Origin of the sequence: Streptomyces sp. NPDC001194, assembly GCF_042896985.1 — a bacterium.
Lineage (GTDB): Bacteria > Actinomycetota > Actinomycetes > Streptomycetales > Streptomycetaceae > Streptomyces.
Genome location: NZ_JBIAXU010000007.1, coordinates 244,430 through 265,543 on the forward strand (window position 1 = coordinate 244,430; position 21,114 = coordinate 265,543).

Consider the following 21,114-nt stretch of genomic DNA (forward strand, 5'->3'; position numbering starts at 1 on the left):
CGGCGCGGCGCGTCGTAGGGCCGCCACGAGCGCCCGGTCGGCCGATCGGGTCAGCCGATCGGCCGAGGGGCCCGCGGGGCCCTCACCTCTCGTAGGGCGAGGGCACCGGGAAGTACGCCTCCAGGAAGGCGGTGACCGCGCGCTGCTGCTCCTCGGGGGAGAGCCCGGGTGCGGTGTCGTCGTCGGCGAGGCAGATCGCGTCGGACCGGCGGTCGGCCGCGAGGTCGGGCAGCCGGGCGATCTCCTCGGCCCGGCCGGTGCTGACGTACGCGTGGTGCAGCTCGCCCTCCACGGCGCGGCCGTCGGCGAGGGCCAGGTGGGAGGCGAGGGTGACGGGGGCGAGGTCGTCGGCGCTGCGGAAGACCGAGCGGCTGATGGTGGTCAGCCGACCGGGCAGCCGCTCCTCGACGTGGGCGAAGAGGGAGCGGCTGAGCGGGTACGGGGTGTGGGCCAGGATGTGCGGGTAGGTGCGGCCGACGGCCTGTTCGATCGCGTGGCGGGTGGCCTTCTGGGAGGCGGTGAACACGTCGTCGTCGTCGATGCCGGGGGCGCTGGGGGCCACGGCCCGCCGGTCGTGGAAGACCTTGGGCAGTCCCGAGGAGAGGAAGTAGTTCTGGGGGCGCTGCGGGCGGCCGAGGAAGATGTCGTCGTTGAAGTAGAGGAAGTGCTCGGCGAGGCCGGGGATGTGGTGGAGCCGGCTCTCGATGGCGTGGGAGTTGAAGACGGGGAGGCCGGCGGGGTCGGCGAACAGCTCCCGGTGGTCGACGACGGTGACCTGGGGGTGGTCGGCGGCCAGCCAGGCCGGGGTCTGGTCGTCGGTGACGAGGAAGACGTGGCGGATCCAGGGCGCGTGGGCGGCGATGGAGCGCAGGCAGTAGCGGAGCTCCCCGCGGTCGCGGTAACGGTTCTCCGCGTGGTCGACGGGGGCGCGCCCGCCGGCTCCTGTTCGGGCCCCCGCCACGGCTTCCGCGGCGCGGTCCCGGCGGCGGCGCCAGGCGGGATCCGCGGCGTCGACCCAGGTGATCACGGCGTCGACCGGGAAGTCGATGTCGTCGGGGAAGCGGCCCGCGAAGGCGTCGACGACGGGGTGTTCGCGGTCGCCGACGCGGGTGGTGGACGTGGCTTCGAGGGTGGGCACCCACCAGCCGTACGGGGTCTCGCGCAGTCCGGCGATCGCGCCGATGCCCGATTCCGCGGCCTCCCAGAACTCCAGGTCGCAGCCGGTTTCGGGGCCGTAGACCACGGTCCGGCCGGAGGTGACGACCGGCTGGAAGAGCAGGATGCCCTTGATCTTCGGGTGGGGGGCGCCGGCGGGCGCGTCCTCCCGGGCCGCGACGGCTTCGGGGAGGGATTCGGCGAGGACCTCGGCGGGTTCCCCGGCTGCGCCGGAGCGGTCGCCGTCGCCGGAGCGGTCGCCGTCGCCGTCGCCGTCGCCGTCGCCGAGGAGCCGGGCGTACACCGGGAGCCCGGCGAAGGCCGCGGCGCACGCCTTCAGGGCGGCCTCGCGGTCGCCGGGGGCGATGGCGACCCGGTGCCGCAGCTCTCCGTCGGGGACCAGCCCGTACGGGACGGCGGCCGTCTCGAGTGCCGCGGCGACCGCGCTCAGGTTGGCGTCCCGGGCTCCGGCGGGCAGCAGGTCGTCGCGGACCCGCGAGAGCCGGCCCCGGTGGCGGACCAGGTCCGCCGCAGCCGCCAGCAGCTCGTCCTCACGGGCCCGGCCGGGCGGGGGCGGCACCCGGCTCCCGCTCCCCGTCCGCTCCCGCTGCGCGGCGTCCGGCTGCCGCGGCACGCCGCCCGGCCTGCGCAGTGTCCGTACGATCCGGCGCAGGCCGACGGGAAGGGGAAGACGGGACAGGCCCTGCATATACGACCTCGCGAGACGGCGCCGGTGTGCGGCACCCGAGGATGCGGGCGGCACCCGGCGTGCGGGGGTGCGGTGCCGTCCGGCAGGCAGGGGCGGATGCCTCGTTCACCTCCACCTTTCCCTTGGTTCATTTTTCACGCAAGGGCCGGGAGTCCGTTATCCCCGTCTCACAGGCACTTCTCAGTTTCCTCCGTGCCTGCGGACCGCCCGCAGCCACTCGCGGTTCATGGCGGCGATGGACGGCAGCGGAATGCCCTTGGGGCAGGCCGTGGCGCATTCGCCGGTGAGGGTGCAGCCGCCGAACCCCTCGTCGTCCATGCGGGCCACCATGTCGAGGACGCGGGTCTCGCGCTCCGGCGAGCCCTGCGGCAGCACGTTCAGGTGGTTGACCTTGGCGGAGGTGAAGAGCATCGCCGAGCCGTTGGGGCAGGCCGCCACGCAGGCCCCGCAGCCGATGCACTCGGCGTGCTCGAAGGCGGAGTCGGCGTCGGCCTTGGGCACGGCGGTGGCGTGCGCCTCGGGGGCGGAGCCGGTCGGGGCGGTGATGTAGCCGCCGGCCTGGATGATCCGGTCGAAGGCGCCGCGGTCCACGACGAGGTCCTTGACGACCGGGAAGGCGGCGGCCCGCCAGGGCTCGACGTCGATGGTGTCGCCGTCGGCGAAGGAGCGCATGTGCAGCTGGCAGGTGGTGGTGCGCTCGGGGCCGTGGGCGTCGCCGTTGATGACGAGGCTGCACGCCCCGCATATCCCCTCGCGGCAGTCGTGGTCGAAGGCGACCGGGTCCTCGCCGCGCAGGATGAGGTCCTCGTTGAGGGTGTCGAGCATCTCCAGGAACGACATGTCGCGGGAGATGCCGTCGACCTCGTACGTGACCATGGCGCCGGGGGCGTCGGGGTTCTGCTGGCGCCAGACGCGCAGGTTGAGCCTCATGCGTAGCTCCGCTGGGTGGGGTGGACGTACTCGAAGACGAGGTCTTCCTTGTGCAGGACGGGGGCCGCGCCGGTGCCCCGGTACTCCCAGGCGGCGGCGTAGCCGAACTCCTCGTCGCGGCGGGCGGCCTCGCCGTCCGGGGTCTGGGACTCCTCGCGGAAGTGGCCGCCGCAGGACTCGGCGCGGTGGAGGGCGTCGAGGCACATCAGCTCGGCGAGCTCCAGGTAGTCGACGATGCGGTTGGCCTTCTCCAGCGACTGGTTGAACTCCTCTCCGCTGCCGGGGACCTTGATCCGCCGCCAGAACTCCTCGCGGATCTCCGGGATCCGGGCGAGGGCCTTGCGCAGGCCTTCCTCGGTGCGGGACATGCCGCAGTACTCCCACATGAGCTCGCCGATCTCGCGGTGGAAGGAGTCCGGGGTGCGGTCCCCGTCGACGGCGAGCAGCTTGGCGAGGCAGTCGCGGACCTCCCGGACCGCGGCGGCGGCCTCGGGGTGGGTGTCGTCGACGGCCTCCTGGTGCGGGTGGCGGGCCAGGTAGTCGTTGATGGTGGACGGGAGCACGAAGTACCCGTCGCCGAGCCCCTGCATCAGGGCGGAGGCGCCGAGGCGGTTGGCCCCGTGGTCGGAGAAGTTCGCCTCGCCGATGGCGAAGAGGCCGGGGACGGTGGTCTGGAGGTCGTAGTCGACCCACAGGCCGCCCATCGTGTAGTGCACGGCGGGGTAGATCCGCATGGGGACCTCGTACGGGTTCTCCGCGGTGATCCGCTCGTACATGTCGAAGAGGTTCCCGTACTTCTCGGCGACCTTGTCCCGGCCCATGCGGCGGATGGCGTCGGCGAAGTCGAGGTAGACGCCCTGGCCGCCGGGGCCGACGCCGCGGCCCTCGTCGCACACGTTCTTGGCTGCCCGGGAGGCGATGTCGCGGGGCACCAGGTTGCCGAAGGAGGGGTAGATCCGCTCCAGGTAGTAGTCGCGCTCGGCCTCGGGGATCCGGGCGGCGGGGCGGGTGTCGCCCTGGGCCTTGGGGACCCAGATGCGGCCGTCGTTGCGCAGGGACTCGCTCATCAGCGTGAGCTTGGACTGGTGGTCGCCGGTGCGCGGGATGCAGGTGGGGTGGATCTGGGTGAAGCAGGGGTTGGCGAAGTAGGCGCCGCGCCGGTGCGCCCGCCAGACGGCGGTCGCGTTGGAGTTCATGGCGTTGGTGGAGAGGTAGAAGACGTTGCCGTAGCCGCCGGAGGCGAGGACGACGGCGTCGGCGTAGTACGTGGAGACCTTGCCGGTGATCAGATCGCGGGCGACGATGCCGCGGGCCACGCCGTCGACGGTGATCAGGTCGAGCATCTCGGTGCGGGCGTGCATCTCGACGTTGCCGGCGGCGATCTGCCGGGACAGCGCCTGGTAGGCGCCGAGGAGGAGCTGCTGACCCGTCTGGCCGCGGGCGTAGAAGGTGCGGGAGACCTGGACGCCGCCGAAGGAGCGGGTATCGAGGAGGCCGCCGTACTCGCGGGCGAAGGGGACGCCCTGGGCCACGCACTGGTCGATGATCTCGACGGATATCTGCGCGAGTCGGTGGACGTTGGACTCGCGGGCGCGGAAGTCGCCGCCCTTGACGGTGTCGTAGAAGAGGCGGTGCACCGAGTCGCCGTCGTTGCGGTAGTTCTTGGCGGCGTTGATGCCGCCCTGCGCGGCGATGGAGTGGGCCCGGCGCGGGGAGTCGGAGAAGCAGAACTGGACGACGTGGTAACCCTGTTCGGCGAGGGTGGCGCCGGCCGCCCCGCCGGCCAGGCCGGTGCCCACGACGATGACGGTGTGCTTGCGGCGGTTGGCCGGGTTGACGAGCTTGGCCTCGAAGCGGCGGCGGTCCCAGCGTTCGGCGATGGGGCCTTCGGGGGCCTTGGTGTCGGCGATGGGCTCGCCGGTGCCGTAGTGGGTGTAGTCAGTGTGGGTGTAGTCGGTGTGGGCGTGGTCTGCGTGGTCTGCGTGGGCGTAGTTGCTCATGTCAGCTCACCACTCCGGTCATGACGGCGACGGGCACGGAGACGAAGCCCGTGAAGAGGACGAGGGCGAGGGCGTTGGCGAGGAACTTCAGGGCCCGGTCGCGGCGGGCGTTGCCCGCGCCGAGGGTCTGGGCGGCGCTCCAGAAGCCGTGCCGGACGTGCAGGCCCACGGCGGCCATCGCCACGATGTAGATCGTGTTCCCGTACCAGGTGGAGAAGGTGGCGAGGACGTTCTGGTAGGGGTGGCCGGCCCACGCGCGCTCGTTCACGGTGAGCGTGGTGAGGTCGAGCAGGTGCCAGACGATGAACAGGGCGAGGATGATGCCGCCCCAGCGCATGGTGCGGGTGGCGTAGCTCGCCCGGCGGCGCTTGTGGGCGTACTTGACCGGGCGGGCCTTGATGTCCCTGCGGCTGAGCTGGTACGCGGACACGGCATGGCCGACGACCGCGGCGAGGAGCACCACGCGCACGATCCACAGGGCCCACTCGTGGTGGAGGAAGGGCGAGCCGAGGGTGCGCAGCCAGTGGGCGTAGCCGTTGAACTCGTCCGACCCGAAGAAGATCTTGAGGTTGCCGAGCATGTGGACCACCAGGTATCCGAGCATGATCAGCCCGGACACCGCCATCACGGACTTCTTGCCGACGGTGGAGTCCCAGAGCGTGCGCGTGGTGGACGGCCGTCGGCCCGTCCGCGTTGCCAGAGCCATGCCACCGACGGTAAGGACCAAAGTCCCCAGAGGTCCAAGACATGATGGCGCTTATGTCAATAGGGGCTTCCTATGGGCGGCGTATCCTGGGGCGATGCAGTTCCAGCAGCTCCTGTACTTCGTGGCCGTTGCCGAAACCCGTCACTTCAGCCGGGCCGCGGAGCGGGTGCACGTCGCCCAGCCGTCGCTCTCGCAACAGATCAAGTCACTGGAACGGGAGCTGGGGGCAGAGCTGTTCAGCCGGGCGCGCGGGAACATCACGCTGACCGACGCGGGCGAGACGCTGCTGCCGCTGGCCCGGCGGATCCTCGCGGACGCGGACACGGCGCGGCTGGAGGTGCAGGAGCTGGCGCAGCTGCGGCGGGGGCGGGTGCGGCTGGGGGCGACGCCGAGCGTGTGCACGGGGCTGCTGCCCGGCGTTCTGCGCACCTTCCACGCCGCACATCCGGGCATCGAGCTGCTGATCGAGGAGAGCGGCTCGCTGGACCTCGTACGGGAACTGGCGCGCGGGGCCCTGGACCTGGCGCTCATCGCGCTTCCGCTGCCGCCCTCGGCCCCGGCGCTGACCACGGTGGAGCTGCTGACGGAGGACCTGGTGGTGGTCTCGTCGGCGGAGCTGCCGCCACCGGCGGGCGGAGGGCCGCTCACGGTGTCCGCGCTCCGGGACGAGCCGATGGTGATGTTCCGCCACGGCTACGACCTGCGGGACCTGACGGTGGCCGCCTGCCGGGCGGAGGGCTTCGAGCCGGCGTTCACCGTGGAGGGCGGGGAGATGGACGCGGTGCTGGGCTTCGTGCGCGCGGGGCTCGGCGTGGCGGTGGTCCCCGCGATGGTCGTCGACCACGGCGGTCCGGGGCTGCACGCCACCCCGCTGGCGGGCTCTCCGCTGCGCCGCACCATCGCCCTGGCGCACCGCACGGACGTCGCTCCCCCGCGCGCGGCCCGCGAGCTGAAGCGCGTCCTGCTGGGCTGACCCGGGTGCGCGCTGCGCGGGGCCGCGGGCGGGGGCCGTGCCGAGGGGGCGCTCCGTGCGGGGTGGAGCGGGGGCGGCGGGGCACTCCGCGCGGCATGGAGCGGGCGGGAGCGGCACCGGCGGGGGCGCCGGGGGCGGCCCGCCCCTCAGCCTCCGGCTGCGGGAAGGGCCTTGTCGAGCCCGTCGGCCAGCATCGCGAAGGCCTGGTCGGCATCGGCGACGGCGGCCGGATGTGCCTCGTCGGCACTCTGGCCGGCGGCCATGCGGAGATAGTTCTCCCGGCCCAGCTCGTGGCGGACCGCCACCATGTGCACCGCGGCCAGCCGCGCGGCGAGCGGCCGGACCGACTCCGCCTCGAGCACGGCGGCCAGCAGCTCCACCTCGCGGTCGGTGTAGTGGGACATGCGGCTCTCCAGGCTGGCGGTGGAGTAGAGGAGGCGCTGGAACGCGACCACCCCGGGATGGTCGCAGAGCCCGGTGATCGGGTCCCGGTCCGCGAGGGCCGCGAGGAAGTGCGCGTGCAGCGCACCCACCGGCGTCCCCCCGGCGGGCCGGTCGCGCACGATGCGCGCCGCCTCGTCCTGGTGGTCGGCGAACCGGTCGAGGACCAGGTCCTCCTTGCTCGGGAAGTACCGGAAGAGGGTGGGCTTGGAGACCTCGGCCGCGGCGGCGACATCGGCCACCGACACCGCATCGAAGCCCCGTTCCAGGAAGAGCTCGAGCGCCGTGGCCGCCAGCCGGCGGCGCGTATGAAGCTTCTTGTTCTCGCGCAGACCCGTCGTCTTCTCCATGCCCCGAGGATAGCACGAGAGCATGACTCGGTTAATTTCTTGACCGGGTTGCTTTTTGGGGCGGGAGCCGCTTTCCTTGAGACATCGACGAGACCGGAGATCGACCCGAGAGGACATCCGATGACTGACGTACTGATCGTGGGCTCCGGCCCCACCGGACTCACCCTGGCCTGCGACCTCGCCCTGCGCGGAGCCGCCGTCCGCGTCATCGACCAGCGCACCGGGCCGCACCGCGAGTCCCGCGGCAAGGGGCTCCGGCCGAGCAGCGTGGAGATCTTCGAGAAGCTCGGGGTGGCCGAGTCCCTGGCCGCCGTCGGCCAGGACGAGGTGGTCCTGCGCAAGTACTTCGACGGAGCGCACGTCAACGACACCCCCGTCGGCGGCAACGGGCTGCTGCTGGGCCAGTGGCAGATCGAGGAGGCGCTGCGCGAGCGGCTCGGCGGCCTGGGCGTGACGGTCGAGTACGGGACCCGGCTCACCGGAATCACCCAGGACCCGGCCGGGGTCCGCGCGGAGCTGGCGGACGGCACCGTGATCGGGGCCCGCTATCTCGCCGGGTGCGACGGAGGGCACAGCGCCACCCGCAAGCTGCTCGGCATCCCCTTCGAGGGGAACTCGGAGCAGGAGCCCGCCATGGTCATCGGGGACGTCCGCGCCCCCGGGCTCAGCCGGGACTTCTGGCACCAGTGGTTCAGCTCCGACGGCAGCGGGATCATGCTCTGCCCGATGCCGGGGACGGACACCTTCCAGCTGCAGGCCTCACCCGAGCAGGCCGAGCACGGCGAACCGGTGCCGCCCTCGCTGGAGACCTTCCAGCGGCTGTTCGACCGGCACGCCCGGATACCGGGGATCCGGCTCGCGGATGCCACCTGGCTCTCCGCCTGGCGGGTCAGCGTCCGCGTGGTCACCCGGATGCGCGAGGGCCGGGTCTTCCTCGCCGGGGACGCCGCGCACGTCCACCCCATCGCCGGCGGGCTGGGCATGAACACGGGGATCGGCGACGCGGCCGCCCTGGGCCGGACCCTGGCCGCCGCCCTCACCGGGCCGGGCGCGGAGGAGGTGCTCGACGTGTACGAGGCGGAGCGCCTGCCGGTGGCCGTCGAGGTCGTGGCCGACACGGCGCGGCGGTACGACCGGGTCGTGTCGGCCGTCCGCACCCCCGGCGTGGGGACGGAGGCCGGACTGGACTGACCGGACGGCCGGGCCGGTGCCGGACGGGTCCGTGCCGGACAGGCCGGTGCCGGACGGGCGTCAGGAAGGCGTGGGCACGGCGTCCGAGAGCGAGAGGGTGTGGATGCGGTCGGGTGCGCCGGGGCGGGCGTAGTACCAGCCCTGGGCGGTGTCGCAGCCGAGGTCGCGGAGCTGGGCGGCCTGGGCGCCGGTCTCCACCCCCTCGACCGTGACCGCCAGCTCGAGGCTGTGGGCCAGGGCCACGATGCCCTCCACGATCTTGACGTCGACCGGGTTGGCGGGCTGCTGCTGCATCCCCTTGGTGAAGGAGCGGTCCAGCTTCAGGACGCTGACCGGGAGGCGGCGCAGGTTCGCCAGGTTCGAGTAGCCCGTGCCGAAGTCGTCGAGCGCGATGTCCACGCCGAGGGCCGCGAGCCGGCGCAGCGGTTCCAGGAGTTCGTCGTCGGCCCCGATCAGCGCCGATTCGGTGACCTCCAGGCACAGGGCGCCCGGGGCGAGGCCCGAGTTCTCCAGCACCGCGACGGTGTCGGCGACCAGGCCGGGGTGGTGCAGCTGGGTCGGCGAGAGGTTGACGTTGATCCGCAGGGCGGAGCCGCCGTGCTGGCGCTGCCAGTTGCGGGCCTGGCGGACGGCCTCCTCCAGGACCCAGCGGCCGAGCGGCACGATCAGCCCGGTCCGTTCGGCGAGCGGGATGAAGCGGTCCGGCCCCAGCACCCCGTACTGCGGGTGCGACCAGCGGACGAGGGCTTCGGCTCCGTGGACGCTGCCGTCGTGCAGGTGGACCAGCGGCTGGTACTCGATGAAGAACTCGCCGCGCTCCAGGGCGGCCGGGAGCGCATTGGTCAGGCCGTGCCGGGTGATGGCGCGGGCGTCGGCCTCGGCGTCGGCGAACTCGAAGCGGTTGCCGCCCGCCGCCTTGGCCCGGTACATCGTGATGTCGGCGCTGCGCAGCACCTCCGCGGCGGTGCGCTCGCGGGCCGGACCCTCCACGATGCCGATGCTGCCGCGGACCGACAGCTCGCGGCCCTCGATCCGGATGGGCACCGACAGGGCGGACAGGATCCGGACGGCCAGTTCGGTCACCTTCTCCTCGGTGTCCGAGCCGGTGGTCAGCGCCACGAACTCGTCTCCGCCCAGGCGTGCGACGACCTCGCCGGGGCCCGTCGCGCAGCTCTGCAGCCGGTCGGCGACCTCCACCAGGAGCCGGTCCCCCGCCGAGTGGCCGAGGCTGTCGTTGACGGCCTTGAACCCGTCGAGGTCCAGGTAGCAGAGGCCGAAGCGGCTGCCGCCGGCCCCGCTCAGGGCCTTCTCCAGGCGTTCGAAGAAGAGCGTCCGGTTCGGCAGCCCGGTCAGGGCGTCGTGGGTGGCCTCGTAGCGCAGCCGCAGGTTCAGCAGGCGGCGTTCGGTGGTGTCCTCCATCAGCGCCAGCTGGTACTGGGGCACTCCCTCTGCGTCGCGCAGCAGCGACACCGTCAGGTTGGTCCACAGCACCGTTCCGTCGTGGCGGTAGTACGGCTTCTCCACGCGGTAGCTCTCGCGCTCCCCGCGGACGAGTTCGCCGTACATCCGCCAGACGTGCGGGGCGTCGTCGGGGTGGCCCCACTCGCTGACGTTGCGGCCCCGCATGTGCCCGTGCATCCCGCCGAACATCTGCAGCAGCGCGTCGTTGACCTCGAGGATGTTGCCTTCGAGGTCGGCGATGCCGATGCCGACGGCCGCGCCCTCGAAGACCGCCTTGAAGCGCTCCTCGCTGGCGTGCAGGGCCTGCTGGGCGTCGATGCGGGCGGTCAGCGCGGAGCGGGCGATGGCCTCCTGCTCCTTGAGGGTGCGCTCGCGCAGGGCGCGGGCGAATCCCGCCGCGATCCCGTGCTGGAGCCGGGCGCAGCGGGATCGGTACTCCTCGGTGCCCTCCACGCCGACGCCGTCGGGACCGCAGTAGAGCACGAGGTAGGACTCGACCACGCCGAGGGTGCCGGCCAGGGCCTCCGGGTCGGTGCAGTGCACGGCGACGAGTTCGGCGCCCACCCGCTGGGCGACGCCCGCGTCGAAGGGCCGGGCGTGCAGGGCCTCGGCGAGGGTCCGGGCGAGCGGGATGAGGTGCTGTTCGAATTCGACGCGGGTCAGCGAGGTCGCGGTGACGGGGAAGATCGCCCGTCCCCAGATGGTCGCGAAGCGCCCGATCCTGTCCTCCAGCCCGCTCCGCAGCGCGGCCGGGCCCGCGCTCGCCGACAGGCCCGCCGGAGTCGGCGGGCCTGTGGGAGGGGCGGTGGGCTCCGCCGTCTGCGCGGGCCCCTCGTTCTTCGGGGTCGGTGTGCCGGAGGGCACCGCGGCCGTGGATCTCACGCCTTGCGTCCCACTCCGCCGAAGCCCGAGAAGGAGTACGGGTCCTCGGGCGCCTCGCCGTCCTCCGGGTCCTCGGTGCCCTCGGGGTGCCACAGCGGCATGAACACGACGCCGGGCTCGACGAGCTCGAAGCCGTCGAAGAAGCGGCCGATCTGCTCGCCGCTGCGCATGACGAGCGGGTTGCGGATGTCCCGGTAGACGCCGACGGTGCCGCTCGCGACCTCCTGGGAGAGCGGGATCCCCTCGTAGGAGGCGTGCGTGACCACCAGGAGGCTGCCGGGGGCCAGCGCGTCGCGCAGCTCGGCGACGGCGGCGTACGGGTCGTCCGAGTCCTCCAGGAAGTGCAGGACGGCGACGAGCAGCAGGGCGACGGGGCGTTCGAGGTCGAGCAGCTGCGCGACCTCGGGGGCGGCGAGGATGTCCTGCGGCTTGCGCAGGTCGGCGGCGACGATGCCGCTGCGCTCGTCGCCGCCGAGGACGGCCCGGCTGTGCGCGACGGCGACCGGGTCGTGGTCCACGTAGACCACGCGGGCCTCGGGGCTGGCGGCCTGGGCGATCTCGTGGACGTTGCCGAAGGTCGGGATCCCGGAGCCGATGTCGAGGAACTGGGTGACGCCCTGGGCCACCGCGTAGCGGACGGCACGGCGCATGAAGGCCCGGTTGGCCTGCATGATCTTGGGCAGGCCCGGCAGGAACTCCATGGCTCGGCGGGCGGCCTGGCGGTCGACCTCGAAGTTGTGGGAGCCGCCCAGGTAGTAGTCGTAGATGCGGGACACGCTCGGCACCGATATGTCGATACCTGGCGGGGCCCAGGCGGGGCGCTCCATCGGGGTCTCCAAGCCGTAGTCCTGCGCGGTCGTCCGGGATCGGACGCCTGTCCGAGCCGAATGTACTGATCATTGCCCAACGGAGCGAGCAAAAGCGGAAATTGGTGATCCGTTCTTCATCACACACCAAAGGCCTCCAAGGCCCCTCCCGCAGCGAATGACCGAAACCGACAAGTCGCTTTTGGGAATGCGCAGGTAGATGATCGGAATTCTTCATTCCGTGGCTCAAACCTCTACGGTCTTCACGCCACCCATTCAGGCGAACCACAGCCGAGCTCCGCGTGCGCGGGCGCACGTGAGCCCATGCTCCCCGGGTGAACAGAGCCTGTACCAGACGCCTGCTGGTGGTCCCGGTCCTGCTGTGGGCGGCGCTGTCCGCCACACCGGCCGTGGCTGATAGCAGCGCCTACGCGACGATCGACGCCGGGGACGGCGCGAACGCCGTCGAGCTGGTCGCGACCGCCGCGAGCGGCGCCGCAGCGAGCGGCCGGGGTGGCGGACATCACGGCGACGGCCACGGAAACGGCCCGGGAAACGGCCCGGGAAACGGTCACCTTCCGGGACACGGGAACGGCCCGGGGCACGGGAACGGCCACGGCGGCCACCACGGACACCACGGGCACGGCGGACACCACTGCCCGCCCCCGCCTCCCCCGCCGTGCCCGCCGAAGCCGACCCCGACCCCCACCCCGACTCCCACGCCGACCCCGACACCGAAGCCGCCCCCGCCGAAGCCGACCCCGCCGCCTCCGCCCGCGCCGAAGCCCACGCCACCGCCCCCGCCCCCTCCGCAGGCGAAGCCGCAGCCGAGGCCGCCGGTGCCGGCCCCGCCGAAGCCGGTGCCACCGCCCCCGCTCCAGGTGAAGTTGCCCGCCCCCGTGGTGACACCGCCGCCCCCGCCCCCGCCGTCGAAGAAGCCGGTGGCGAGGCCGGCCTACCGCACGGCTGCCGCGAAGCGGCCCGAGCACCACATCTCACCGGTGACCTTCACCCTGATGACCGCGGCTCCCGCGGTGCTCGCGATCGTCGCGCTGCGCCCGCGCTAGACGGGGCTTGACCCGCTGCCCCGCACACCACCCTCGTGACCCGATTGGGAGTCATCTTGTCGGAATGGCTCGTCCTGACCCTCGCGATGGCCGCGGCCTGCGCCGTGGTGCTGTCCATCACCTTCTTCAACCACCGGCGGATCGGCGACGACGACGATCCCAACGAGACCCCGGACGTCATCGAGTACATGACGATGATGATCGGTGTGATCTACGCGATCGTGCTGGGCCTGGCGATCGCCGGTGTCTGGGAGGGCCGCGGGGCCGCCCAGGAGTACGTGCGCCAGGAGGCTCAGGCCCTGCACGAGATCAGCGTCCGCTCGGAGGTCTACCCGGCGGAGGTGCGCAAGAGGATCCGCTCCGACGTCGACGCGTACGTGACGTACGTGGTGGACACCGAATGGAAGGAGATGGCCGACCACGGCGATCTCACCGACCACAGCGGGGAACTGCTGGAGCGCATCCGGCGCGACGTCACGGACTACGACCCGCAGACCGACCACGAGGGGCAGGCGTACCAGCCGCTCGTGGACCAGGTCGCGCTGGTGGACGACGCGCGCAGCGCCCGCGGCCAGAGCGCCGGGGCGACGATGCCGGGGGTGGTGTGGTTCGGGCTGATCGCCGGGGCGCTCGTGACGGTGGGCCTGATCTTCACCCTGCAGATCCGCCGCTCGTTCCGGGAGCTGCTGCTGGCGGGCCTGTTCAGCGCGCTGATCGCGTTCCTGCTGTTCCTGATCTGGGACTTCGACGCACCGTTCGGCCGCGGTGTCGCGGCGACCGCCGAGCCGTTCCTCGCCCAGTTCCCGCATCTGCCGCTCGGCGGCTGAGCGTCCGGCAAACCGGGGACGGGCCCCCCGTCCCCGGTTCGGCCTACCCCCGTGCCCCATTCGCCCGTTCCTGATCGCGGCTCACCGCGCCCGGACCTAGCGTGTCGGACATCGAGGCGCACGACCCCCCACGTGCGGAAACCGTTCCGCGGCTGCTCCTCGGAGATCCGGAGACCAACCATGGGTGCGATACGCAGCAACGCCACCGCCCTGCTGAGCGCCGGCGCCATGAGCGCCGTACTCGCGCTCGGCGCCCTCGGCGCGCCCTCCGCGACCGCGGCCGAGGCTCAGCCCGTCACCTCGTTCGGCTTCGCCCTGACCCCGTCCACGGTCGCCCCGGGCGGCCAGACGGTGCTCTCCGTCACCGGCTGCAACGCCGCCTACGCCACCGTCTCCTCCGGAGTCTTCGACACCGTGAGCGTCGCGCGCGGCCAGACCGCCCGGGTGACCGTGGACCGCGACGCCCGGCGCGGAGCCGTGTACTCCGTCTCCTTCACCTGCAACGGGGAGACCGGTTCGACGGACCTCACCATCACCGGCGGCACCACCAAACCCACCACCAGCTCCACCTCCACGGCGACGGCCGCCTCCGCGGCCACCCGGGGCGCTTCCCTCGGAGTCCGCGGCGGTCTGGGCGGCAGCGTGGCCGGGATGGATCCCCGTGAGCTCGGCGCGGGCGCCGCCCTCTTCCTCGCGGCCGCCGGCGGTACGGCGTACGCACTGCGCCGCCGCGCCTCCACCCGCGGCCACTGACCCGGCCCGCCGGCCCCGTACGGCAGCACGCCCTGCACAGCCACGACCACGCCCGAGGCCCGAGGCCCGGAGCACCGACCGCCGGGGGCCCCCCCCCCCCCCCCCGGGGGGGGGGGGGCCCGCGGGGGGGCGGCCCCCCCGGGGGCGCCCGGGGCGCCCCCGGCCCCCCCCCCCCCCCCGCCCCCCCCCCCGCCGGGGGCCGGCGGCCGGCACCCCCCCCCGGGGGGCCCCCCCCACCCGTTGGTGGTGGGGGGGCGACCGGCGGTTCCCGGGCCACTGCGGACTGCGAAGGGCTCGACCGGGCAGGCCCGGCCGTCAGGCCCGCCCGCGCAGCGGACGGCGCCGGCGCATCACGTGCACGCCCGCGCCCAGGGCAGCGGCGCCGACCAGGCTCGACCCGATGGCGGTCTCGGCGGTGGACGGGCCGAACGAGCCGCCGATACCGCCCTGTGCGCCGTTGCCCCGGAGGATGGTGAACCGGTGCGTGGCGACCAGGCTGTTGTCGTGGCACTTGACCGACAGCGTGTGGTTGCCGGGCGAGGCGTGGTTGAAGATCCGGACGGTGGCGAACCCGATGGAGCCGGCCGACAGGTTCGTCTGGGGAAAGTTGCCGGCCGACCAGACCGTGCCGCCGTGGCGGCAGCCGGCCGCACTGACCTGCATCGTCGAGCCCTGGTGCACGGAGTACGGGTTGACGGTGACATTGCTGGGCCCGTTGCCGTTGTTGCCGCCGTTGCCGTTGTTGCCGCCGTTGCCGCCCTGGCCCGACGGGGATCCGCCGAACGGGGCTCCGCCCAGTGGGTCCGACGGGTTCGCGGCGGCGAACGGGGTACTGAGCCCGACGGCGACGACAGCCGCCGCGGCCACGGTGAGGGCGCGGAGAACACGCATGGTGGAACCTCCAGCGGGAAGCGCCCCGGAGCGGTCGCCCGGGAAGATCGACGAGAACGCCTCCCACGACGAACCCTCAGGGCGGCTCGCAACCAGCGCATTTCCGGCTTTGGGCCGCAAGGTTGAGCGACACGCCGAGGCGCGCGCGGCTCTGCTGACGGATCCGCAGGTCACGACCCGTCAGGCATTTATGTGACGAATACCTGGATGGGCGCACCCCTTCCGGCCGTCCCGCCACCCGTTCGCCCTTCAGCGATCGCCGTCTTGCGCACGCAGCCTTAGCGTGCGTGAGGAAGGGCGTACAGGGGTGGGACAAGAACGCGGGTCGGGACCCCCGCGTCGGGAAGGGAGAGCCATGACCGAGGACGAGAGCGAGCAGCCACCGAGAAGACGATCCCCCTGGGGCGTGCTGGCACTGGTCATGCTCAGCGGCCTCGCCATGATGCGCAACGGAGCGGACATCGGCGACGGGCCGCCGCAGCCGACCGCCGCGGCGGCGGTCGGGGTGCCGGCCGAGCAGCTGCCGGCGAATCCGCCGGCGCAGGGTGAGCAGCCGATGCAGCAGACTCAGCCGCGTGCGGAGGTGGCACCGCTGGAGCACTCGTCGGTGCAGCGCATCCGCATCCCCAACATCAAGGTGGACGCGCCGGTGATGACGGTCGGGCTGGACGCGCAGGGCTGGATCGAGGCCCCGCCGCCGCAGGACCCGAATCTGGCCGGCTGGTACCTCAACGGCATCTCGCCGGGCCAGCGCGGCTCGGCGGTGATCGTGGGCCACGTGGACAACGCGAGCGGCCCGGCGGTCTTCTACGGCCTGGGTTCGCTGCGCAAGGGCAACCACATCGAGGTGGAGCGGTACGACGGGCGCACGGCGGTGTTCGAGGTGTACGGGGTGGAGGTCTTCTCCAAGGAGACCTTCCCCGGAGCCCGGGTGTACGGGGACAACGGGCACGCGGAGCTGCGGGTGATCACCTGCGGCGGCGGCTACTCCAAGGCCCGTGGCTACGACGGCAACGTCGTCGTCTTCGCCCGGCTGGTGGAGGCCCGCTGAAGGGCGGGGCCGCCCGGCCGCGCGGCCCCGCCCGGACACCGCCCCGCCCCGCCGAGGAGGAGGATCCTCAGCGGGGCGGCAGGGCGGGCAGCGTCATCCGGTAGCCCCGGGCCAGCAGTTGGGGCAGGTAGGTGCTCACCGCCTGCACGCTCTGCGAGCGGTCGCCGCCCGCGTCGTGGTTGAGCACGATGACACCGGGCGCCGCGCCCTTGAGGACGTTCGAGACGATCGTGGTGGTGCCCGGCTCCTTCCAGTCCAGGGTGTCCACCGTCCAGGCGAGCGGCTCCATGCCCAGCTCGGCCCCGATCTCGAACGCCGCCCGGTTCCACGCCCCGTAGGGCGCCCGGAACCACTGCGGCGCCTCCCCCACCGCCTGCTGTACGACCTCGCTCGTCCGGGCGATCTCGGAGGCGAGGGCGGGCCGGCTCAGCGTGGGGATGAGCGGATGGGTCCAGGTGTGGTTGCCGATGAGGTGGCCCTCGGCGGCCATCCGGCGCAGCAGGTCCCGGTTGTCGGTGGCCATCTCCCCGCACACGAAGAACATGGCGCGCACCCCGTACCGGGCGAGGGTGTCGAGGATGGCGGGCGTGTAGCGCGGGTCGGGCCCGTCGTCGAAGGTGAGCACCATGGCGCTCGCCGTGCTCGCGTCGGCCGGCAGTTCGAGGATGGGCCGGGTCCGTACGGCGGGCCGCGCGGCGGGCGGCCGCAGCGGGGCCTCTCCGGTCATGGGGCTCAGCCGGTACGCCGCCTGCCCGGGCGCCTGTGGTCGCAGGGCGCGGACGCCGCCCGGTCCGGCGGCTCCGCCGGGTCCGGGCTGCCCGGCCGCCGGGCCGCTGCCGGGGGCGGCGCCGAGGCCTGCGCCGGGTGCACCGCCGGCCGCGTTCTGGCCGGGGGCTCCGGTCTCGCCGCCGCTGAGCAGTCCGGAGGCCGCGGCGACTCCGAGGAAGACGGCGGTACGCAGGAGCACGCGTCGCCCTACTGTCGGCTCGTCATTTTTCATTATTACTACGTATCAACGACATCCACGCGGATGTCGAGAGGCGCGAAAGCGCGCGCTCCTCCTCACCCGATCAGCCGCGCCGCACCAGCGGGAAGGGCAGCGTCTCGCGGATCGTGAGGCCCGTGAGGAACATGACCAGCCGGTCCACGCCGATGCCCAGGCCGCCGGTCGGCGGCATCGCGTACTCCAGCGCGTCCAGGAAGTCGTTGTCCAGCTCCATCGCCTCCGGGTCGCCGCCCGCCGCGAGCAGCGACTGGACGGTGAGCCGGCGCCGCTGCTCCACCGGGTCGGTCAGCTCCGAGTAGGCGGTGCCCAGTTCGGTCCCGAAGGCGACCAGGTCCCAGCGCTCCGCGAGGCGCGGGTCCTTGCGGTGCTGCCGGGTCAGCGGGGAGACGTCGGTGGGGAAGTCCTTGTAGAAGGTGGGCAGCTTGGTCTTCTCCTCCACCAGCCGCTCGTACATCTCCAGCACCACGTCGCCGCGGGTGTTCTCGGGTGTGTGCGGGACGGACGCCCGGTCGCACAGCCGCCTGAGCACGTGCTCCTCGGTGTCGGCGTCGACCTCCTCGCCGAGCGCCTCGCCGATCGCCCCGTACATCGTCTTGACCGGCCAGATCCCGGAGATGTCGTGGACGACGAGCTTCCCGTCCGGGCCCGCCTTGTGGGCGATCGGAGAGCCGAAGGCGGCGGTCGCCGCGCCCTGGATGAGCTCGCGCGTCAGGTCGAGCATCACGTCGTAGTCGGCGAAGGCCTGGTAGGCCTCCAGCATCGTGAACTCGGGGTTGTGCTTGTAGGAGACGCCCTCGTTGCGGAAGGTGCGGCCCATCTCGAAGACCTTCTCCAGGCCGCCGACGCACAGCCGCTTCAGGTACAGCTCGGGCGCGATGCGCAGGTACAGGTCGAGGTCGTAGGCGTTGATGTGGGTCCGGAAGGGCCGGGCGTTGGCCCCTCCGTGGATCTGCTGGAGCATCGGGGTCTCGACCTCCAGGTAGCCGCGGTCCAGCAGCCCCTGGCGCAGTGCCTGCACGGCCGCGGAGCGGGCCCGTACGACGTCCCGCGCCTCGGGGCTCGCGACCAGGTCGAGGTAGCGGCGCCGGACGCGCGCCTCGGGGTCGGCGAGACCCTTGCGCTTGTCCGGCAGCGGGCGCAGGCACTTGCCGGTGAGCTGCCAGGAGGAGACCACGAGGGAGGGCTCGCCGCTGCGGCTGGCACCGATCTCGCCGCTCGCGACCACGTGGTCGCCGAAGTCGACCTGGGAGGTGAAGGAGTCCAGTGCCCCGGCGCCGCTCTCGTCGCGGGTGAGCATCAGCTGCACGTCCCCCGACCAGTCCCGCAGGACGGCGAAGACCACGCCGCCGAGGTCGCGCACGAGCATCACCCGTCCGGCGAGCGTGGCCTGTTCCCCGGAGCGGGCGCCGGGCGCGAGCCCGGGGAGGGCTGCCTTCAGCTCGGCCACGGTGTGGGTGCGCTGCCGGATGCCCACGGGGTACGGGTCGGTGCCGGCCGCCCGGATCCGCTCCATCTTGTCGTGGCGGACGCGCACCTGGTCGGGCAGGCGCTCGCCCCGCGCTGCCGTGCCGTCCGCCATCCCGACGAGGTCGAGGGCCAGGGATTCGATGGAGGGCAGACCCTCGGTGCTGGTGGGGGCGATGAGCCCCTTGGCGTGCCCGTTGCCCCACAGTTTGCGCAGGCTCGGTACGGAGACGAAGCCCTCCGCGATGCCGGAGGCGAGGCTGACCCGGGCGAGCGAGCCGGCGTCCTGGTAGCAGAGGAACCGCGGGTACCACTCGGGCCCGTACTTGACGTTCGAGCGGTACAGGGCCTCCAGCTGCCACCAGCGGGAGAAGAACAGCAGCAGTTTGCGCCACAGCTTGAGCACCGGCCCGGCGCCGATCCGGCCGCCCTCCTCGAAGGCGGAGCGGAAGACGGCGAAGTTCAGGGAGATCCGCCGGACGCCCAGGCCCGGTGCGGCGGCGCACAGCTCGGCGACCATGAACTCCATGACCCCGTTGGGGGCGGTGCGGTCGCGGCGCATCAGGTCCAGGGAGATGCCGTCCTTGCCCCACGGGACGAAGGACAGCAGGGCGATCAGCTCGCCCTGTGCGTCGAAGGCCTCGACGAGCAGGCAGTCCCCGTCGGCGGGGTCGCCGAGCCGGTCCAGCGCCATGGAGAACCCGCGCTCGGTCTCGGTGTCGCGCCAGGTGTCGGCACGCTCGATGATCCGCTGCATCTCCTCCTCGCTGAGGACGGAGTGGCGGCGGATGAGGGTGGTGGCCCCGGTGCGCTTGACGCGGTTGACGGCCTGGCGCGTGACCCGCATGTCGCGGCCGTCGAGGTCGAAGTGGGCGACCTGCAGGATGGCCTCGTCGCCGAGCTGGAGGGCGCCCAGCCCGGAGCGGGCGTACGCGGTGGCCCCTTCCTCGGAGGCGCCCATGACGGCCGGCTGCCAGCCGTGGCGGCGGGCGACGGTGAGCCAGGCGTCGACCGCGGCGGACCAGGCGGCGGGGTCGCCGACCGGGTCGCCGCTGGCGAGGCAGACCCCGGCCTCGACGCGGTAGGTGACGCCGGCCCTGCCGTTGGGGGCGAACACGACGGCCTTGTCGCGGCGGGTCGCGAAGTAGCCGAGGGAGTCGCCCCGGCCGTAGGCGCCGAGCAGGGCCCGGATGCGGGGCTCCTCGTCCCCGTGCAGGGCGGCGGTCAGCCGCTGCGAGCGGAACAGGGTCGAGGCGGCGTTCAGCAGGGCGAGGGCGCCGAACAGGCCGAGGAAGAAGTACAGCGGGCGGGGCGGGTGGCCGTCGAACTGGCGGGGTGAGACGAGCCCGCCGAAGACCTGCCGGGCGGCCCAGTCCAGCCACTGCCCCTTGGGCAGGGTGCCGGGGAACAGGGCGACCAGCCCCCAGCCGACGAGCACCGCCACGAGCAGCCCGAGGCCCAGGACGAGCATCGCGCGCCAGAAAGCGCCGGGCCGGGACGCGGCGTAGAACTCCTTGCGGGCGGCGATCAGGATCCCGAGGGCGGCCACGGCGAGGACCATGGAGGGCCCGCCGATCCAGTAGTACTCGTCGGCGATGATCAGGACGTCGACCAGGACCAGCAGGGCCAGATAGGTGACGACGATCCACCAGGCGACCTTCTTGCGGGTGCCGAGCGCGGCGGCGAGCAGGAAGAGGAAGACCGCGTAGGCCAGGTTGGCGCTGACCGGCACCACGATCTCGTCGAGGAAGCGCACGATGTGCCGGAGCAGGTGCCGCAGCGTCGGGGAGAGCGCCAGTACGGCGCACAGGAGTCCGAGCGTTCCGAAGAACGCGGCGAACGCGTCGGGCACCCGGTTCAGGAAGCGGTTCCGGGTGCCCCGTGTCTCCTCCACGGTGGCACTCATGGTTCGCACTGTAGGGAGGCCCGCGCCGCCGCGCGCGGCGAAGGACATACCGTGGGGAGGTGACTGAGCACGTGAACACGGGATTCGAACGCGGTACCGACGGCCCCAAGGTGATCCTCGCCGGGGTGGACGGCTCGGAGTCCTCGCTGCGGGCGGCGGCGTACGCGGCGGGTCTGGCCCGGCGGCAGCACGCGCTGCTGGCGCTGGTGTACGTCCAGCCGGTGATGCCGGCCGGGGCCTCGCTGGGCGCGCCGGTGGCGGACACCACCGGGGAGATCGCGGAGGGTCTGGTCGCCGAGATCCGGGAGGCGGCGGAGCGGGTCAAGGGCGTCTACGACGTGCGCTGGCAGTTCCACACCTTCCGCGGCGACCCGTACGCGGGACTGGTGGGCGCGGCGGACGAGCTGAAGGCGGACGCGGTGGTGGTCGGCGCCTCGGAGCAGGCCGGGCACAGGATCGTCGGCTCGGTGGCGGTCCGCCTGGTGAAGGCGGGCCGCTGGCCGGTCACGGTGGTTCCGTGACCGGCGCGCCCTGACAGGGGGCGG

General features: G+C 72.9%; 17 protein-coding genes. 7 read left to right on the top strand and 10 right to left on the bottom strand.

Annotation, left to right across the window (positions count from 1 at the left end):
- Positions 1-82: 82 nt before the first annotated feature.
- The 4 genes from ACFY1T_RS18355 to ACFY1T_RS18370 form a co-directional block, all read right to left on the bottom strand.
- Positions 83-1,864: a Stealth CR1 domain-containing protein gene (locus ACFY1T_RS18355; RefSeq protein WP_390789060.1), complete on the bottom strand. Its 1,782-nt coding sequence runs from the start codon at positions 1,862-1,864 to the stop codon at positions 83-85.
- 180 nt (positions 1,865-2,044) lie between these two features.
- The gene (locus tag ACFY1T_RS18360; protein ID WP_384706941.1) at positions 2,045-2,794 is read right to left on the bottom strand and encodes a succinate dehydrogenase/fumarate reductase iron-sulfur subunit; all 750 of its coding nucleotides are present in this window, start codon (positions 2,792-2,794) and stop codon (positions 2,045-2,047) included.
- Positions 2,791-4,794, bottom strand: coding sequence for a fumarate reductase/succinate dehydrogenase flavoprotein subunit (locus tag ACFY1T_RS18365; protein ID WP_390789061.1), 2,004 nt, complete (start codon positions 4,792-4,794; stop codon positions 2,791-2,793). The genes ACFY1T_RS18360 and ACFY1T_RS18365 overlap by 4 nt, the downstream gene beginning before the upstream one ends.
- A gap of 1 nt (position 4,795) precedes the next feature.
- Positions 4,796-5,500, bottom strand: coding sequence for a succinate dehydrogenase (locus ACFY1T_RS18370; RefSeq protein WP_390789062.1), 705 nt, complete (start codon positions 5,498-5,500; stop codon positions 4,796-4,798).
- 94 nt (positions 5,501-5,594) lie between these two features.
- On the opposite strand from ACFY1T_RS18370, the gene ACFY1T_RS18375 reads away from it, so the two are divergent.
- Positions 5,595-6,473 carry a LysR family transcriptional regulator gene (locus ACFY1T_RS18375; protein WP_390789063.1) on the top strand — a complete coding sequence of 293 codons (879 nt, stop codon included), beginning with the start codon at positions 5,595-5,597 and terminating at the stop codon, positions 6,471-6,473.
- 146 nt (positions 6,474-6,619) lie between these two features.
- On the opposite strand, the gene ACFY1T_RS18380 is transcribed toward ACFY1T_RS18375, so the two are convergent.
- On the bottom strand, positions 6,620-7,264 hold the full coding sequence (locus tag ACFY1T_RS18380; RefSeq protein WP_390789064.1) for a TetR/AcrR family transcriptional regulator: 645 nt from the start codon (positions 7,262-7,264) through the stop codon (positions 6,620-6,622).
- 120 nt (positions 7,265-7,384) lie between these two features.
- Between ACFY1T_RS18380 and ACFY1T_RS18385 the strand changes: the two genes are divergently transcribed.
- Positions 7,385-8,455: an FAD-dependent monooxygenase gene (locus ACFY1T_RS18385; protein ID WP_390789065.1), complete on the top strand. Its 1,071-nt coding sequence runs from the start codon at positions 7,385-7,387 to the stop codon at positions 8,453-8,455.
- Between the two features lie 60 nt (positions 8,456-8,515).
- Here ACFY1T_RS18385 and ACFY1T_RS18390 read toward each other — a convergent pair whose 3' ends face one another.
- Both ACFY1T_RS18390 and ACFY1T_RS18395 read right to left on the bottom strand, forming a co-directional pair.
- Complete coding sequence (locus tag ACFY1T_RS18390; protein WP_390789137.1) at positions 8,516-10,687, bottom strand: putative bifunctional diguanylate cyclase/phosphodiesterase; 2,172 nt, start codon at positions 10,685-10,687, stop codon at positions 8,516-8,518.
- 107 nt (positions 10,688-10,794) lie between these two features.
- The gene (locus tag ACFY1T_RS18395) at positions 10,795-11,625 is read right to left on the bottom strand and encodes an SAM-dependent methyltransferase (protein WP_030862109.1); all 831 of its coding nucleotides are present in this window, start codon (positions 11,623-11,625) and stop codon (positions 10,795-10,797) included.
- Positions 11,626-12,545: 920 nt separating this feature from the next.
- On the opposite strand from ACFY1T_RS18395, the gene ACFY1T_RS18400 reads away from it, so the two are divergent.
- The 3 genes from ACFY1T_RS18400 to ACFY1T_RS18410 all read left to right on the top strand — a co-directional run bounded on the left by ACFY1T_RS18400 (position 12,546) and on the right by ACFY1T_RS18410 (position 14,251).
- Positions 12,546-12,671: a hypothetical protein gene (locus tag ACFY1T_RS18400; protein ID WP_390789066.1), complete on the top strand. Its 126-nt coding sequence runs from the start codon at positions 12,546-12,548 to the stop codon at positions 12,669-12,671.
- Between the two features lie 56 nt (positions 12,672-12,727).
- Complete coding sequence (locus ACFY1T_RS18405; RefSeq protein WP_390789067.1) at positions 12,728-13,498, top strand: hypothetical protein; 771 nt, start codon at positions 12,728-12,730, stop codon at positions 13,496-13,498.
- Positions 13,499-13,678: 180 nt separating this feature from the next.
- A complete protein-coding gene (locus ACFY1T_RS18410; protein WP_390789068.1) occupies positions 13,679-14,251 on the top strand; it encodes a hypothetical protein in 573 nt (190 codons plus the stop codon).
- Positions 14,252-14,566: 315 nt separating this feature from the next.
- Here ACFY1T_RS18410 and ACFY1T_RS18415 read toward each other — a convergent pair whose 3' ends face one another.
- Positions 14,567-15,142: a hypothetical protein gene (locus ACFY1T_RS18415; protein ID WP_390789069.1), complete on the bottom strand. Its 576-nt coding sequence runs from the start codon at positions 15,140-15,142 to the stop codon at positions 14,567-14,569.
- A 355-nt stretch (positions 15,143-15,497) separates the two neighbouring features.
- Between ACFY1T_RS18415 and ACFY1T_RS18420 the strand changes: the two genes are divergently transcribed.
- Entirely contained in the window at positions 15,498-16,193 is a 696-nt protein-coding gene (locus ACFY1T_RS18420; RefSeq protein ID WP_390789070.1) for a class F sortase, read from the top strand.
- 67 nt (positions 16,194-16,260) lie between these two features.
- On the opposite strand, the gene ACFY1T_RS18425 is transcribed toward ACFY1T_RS18420, so the two are convergent.
- Positions 16,261-17,193 (bottom strand): polysaccharide deacetylase family protein, encoded by a 933-nt coding sequence (locus tag ACFY1T_RS18425; protein ID WP_390789071.1) that lies wholly within the window; start codon positions 17,191-17,193, stop codon positions 16,261-16,263.
- Between the two features lie 70 nt (positions 17,194-17,263).
- Entirely contained in the window at positions 17,264-20,569 is a 3,306-nt protein-coding gene (gene lysX / locus ACFY1T_RS18430; RefSeq protein ID WP_390789072.1) for a bifunctional lysylphosphatidylglycerol synthetase/lysine--tRNA ligase LysX, read from the bottom strand.
- A gap of 59 nt (positions 20,570-20,628) precedes the next feature.
- On the opposite strand from lysX, the gene ACFY1T_RS18435 reads away from it, so the two are divergent.
- Entirely contained in the window at positions 20,629-21,090 is a 462-nt protein-coding gene (locus ACFY1T_RS18435; protein WP_366102102.1) for a universal stress protein, read from the top strand.
- The last annotated feature ends 24 nt before the right edge of the window (positions 21,091-21,114 follow it).

Excerpts from the sequence above, each read along its gene's own strand:
- ACFY1T_RS18355 (WP_390789060.1), bottom strand. The coding sequence starts at position 1,864 with ATGCAGGGCCTGTCCCGTCTTCCCCTTCCCGTCGGCCTGCGCCGGATC.
- ACFY1T_RS18360 (WP_384706941.1), bottom strand. The coding sequence starts at position 2,794 with ATGAGGCTCAACCTGCGCGTCTGGCGCCAGCAGAACCCCGACGCCCCC.
- ACFY1T_RS18365 (WP_390789061.1), bottom strand. The coding sequence starts at position 4,794 with ATGAGCAACTACGCCCACGCAGACCACGCAGACCACGCCCACACCGAC.
- ACFY1T_RS18370 (WP_390789062.1), bottom strand. The coding sequence starts at position 5,500 with ATGGCTCTGGCAACGCGGACGGGCCGACGGCCGTCCACCACGCGCACG.
- ACFY1T_RS18375 (WP_390789063.1), top strand. The coding sequence starts at position 5,595 with ATGCAGTTCCAGCAGCTCCTGTACTTCGTGGCCGTTGCCGAAACCCGT.
- ACFY1T_RS18380 (WP_390789064.1), bottom strand. The coding sequence starts at position 7,264 with ATGGAGAAGACGACGGGTCTGCGCGAGAACAAGAAGCTTCATACGCGC.
- ACFY1T_RS18385 (WP_390789065.1), top strand. The coding sequence starts at position 7,385 with ATGACTGACGTACTGATCGTGGGCTCCGGCCCCACCGGACTCACCCTG.
- ACFY1T_RS18395 (WP_030862109.1), bottom strand. The coding sequence starts at position 11,625 with ATGGAGCGCCCCGCCTGGGCCCCGCCAGGTATCGACATATCGGTGCCG.
- ACFY1T_RS18410 (WP_390789068.1), top strand. The coding sequence starts at position 13,679 with ATGGGTGCGATACGCAGCAACGCCACCGCCCTGCTGAGCGCCGGCGCC.
- ACFY1T_RS18415 (WP_390789069.1), bottom strand. The coding sequence starts at position 15,142 with ATGCGTGTTCTCCGCGCCCTCACCGTGGCCGCGGCGGCTGTCGTCGCC.
- ACFY1T_RS18420 (WP_390789070.1), top strand. The coding sequence starts at position 15,498 with ATGACCGAGGACGAGAGCGAGCAGCCACCGAGAAGACGATCCCCCTGG.
- ACFY1T_RS18425 (WP_390789071.1), bottom strand. The coding sequence starts at position 17,193 with ATGAAAAATGACGAGCCGACAGTAGGGCGACGCGTGCTCCTGCGTACC.
- lysX (WP_390789072.1), bottom strand. The coding sequence starts at position 20,569 with ATGAGTGCCACCGTGGAGGAGACACGGGGCACCCGGAACCGCTTCCTG.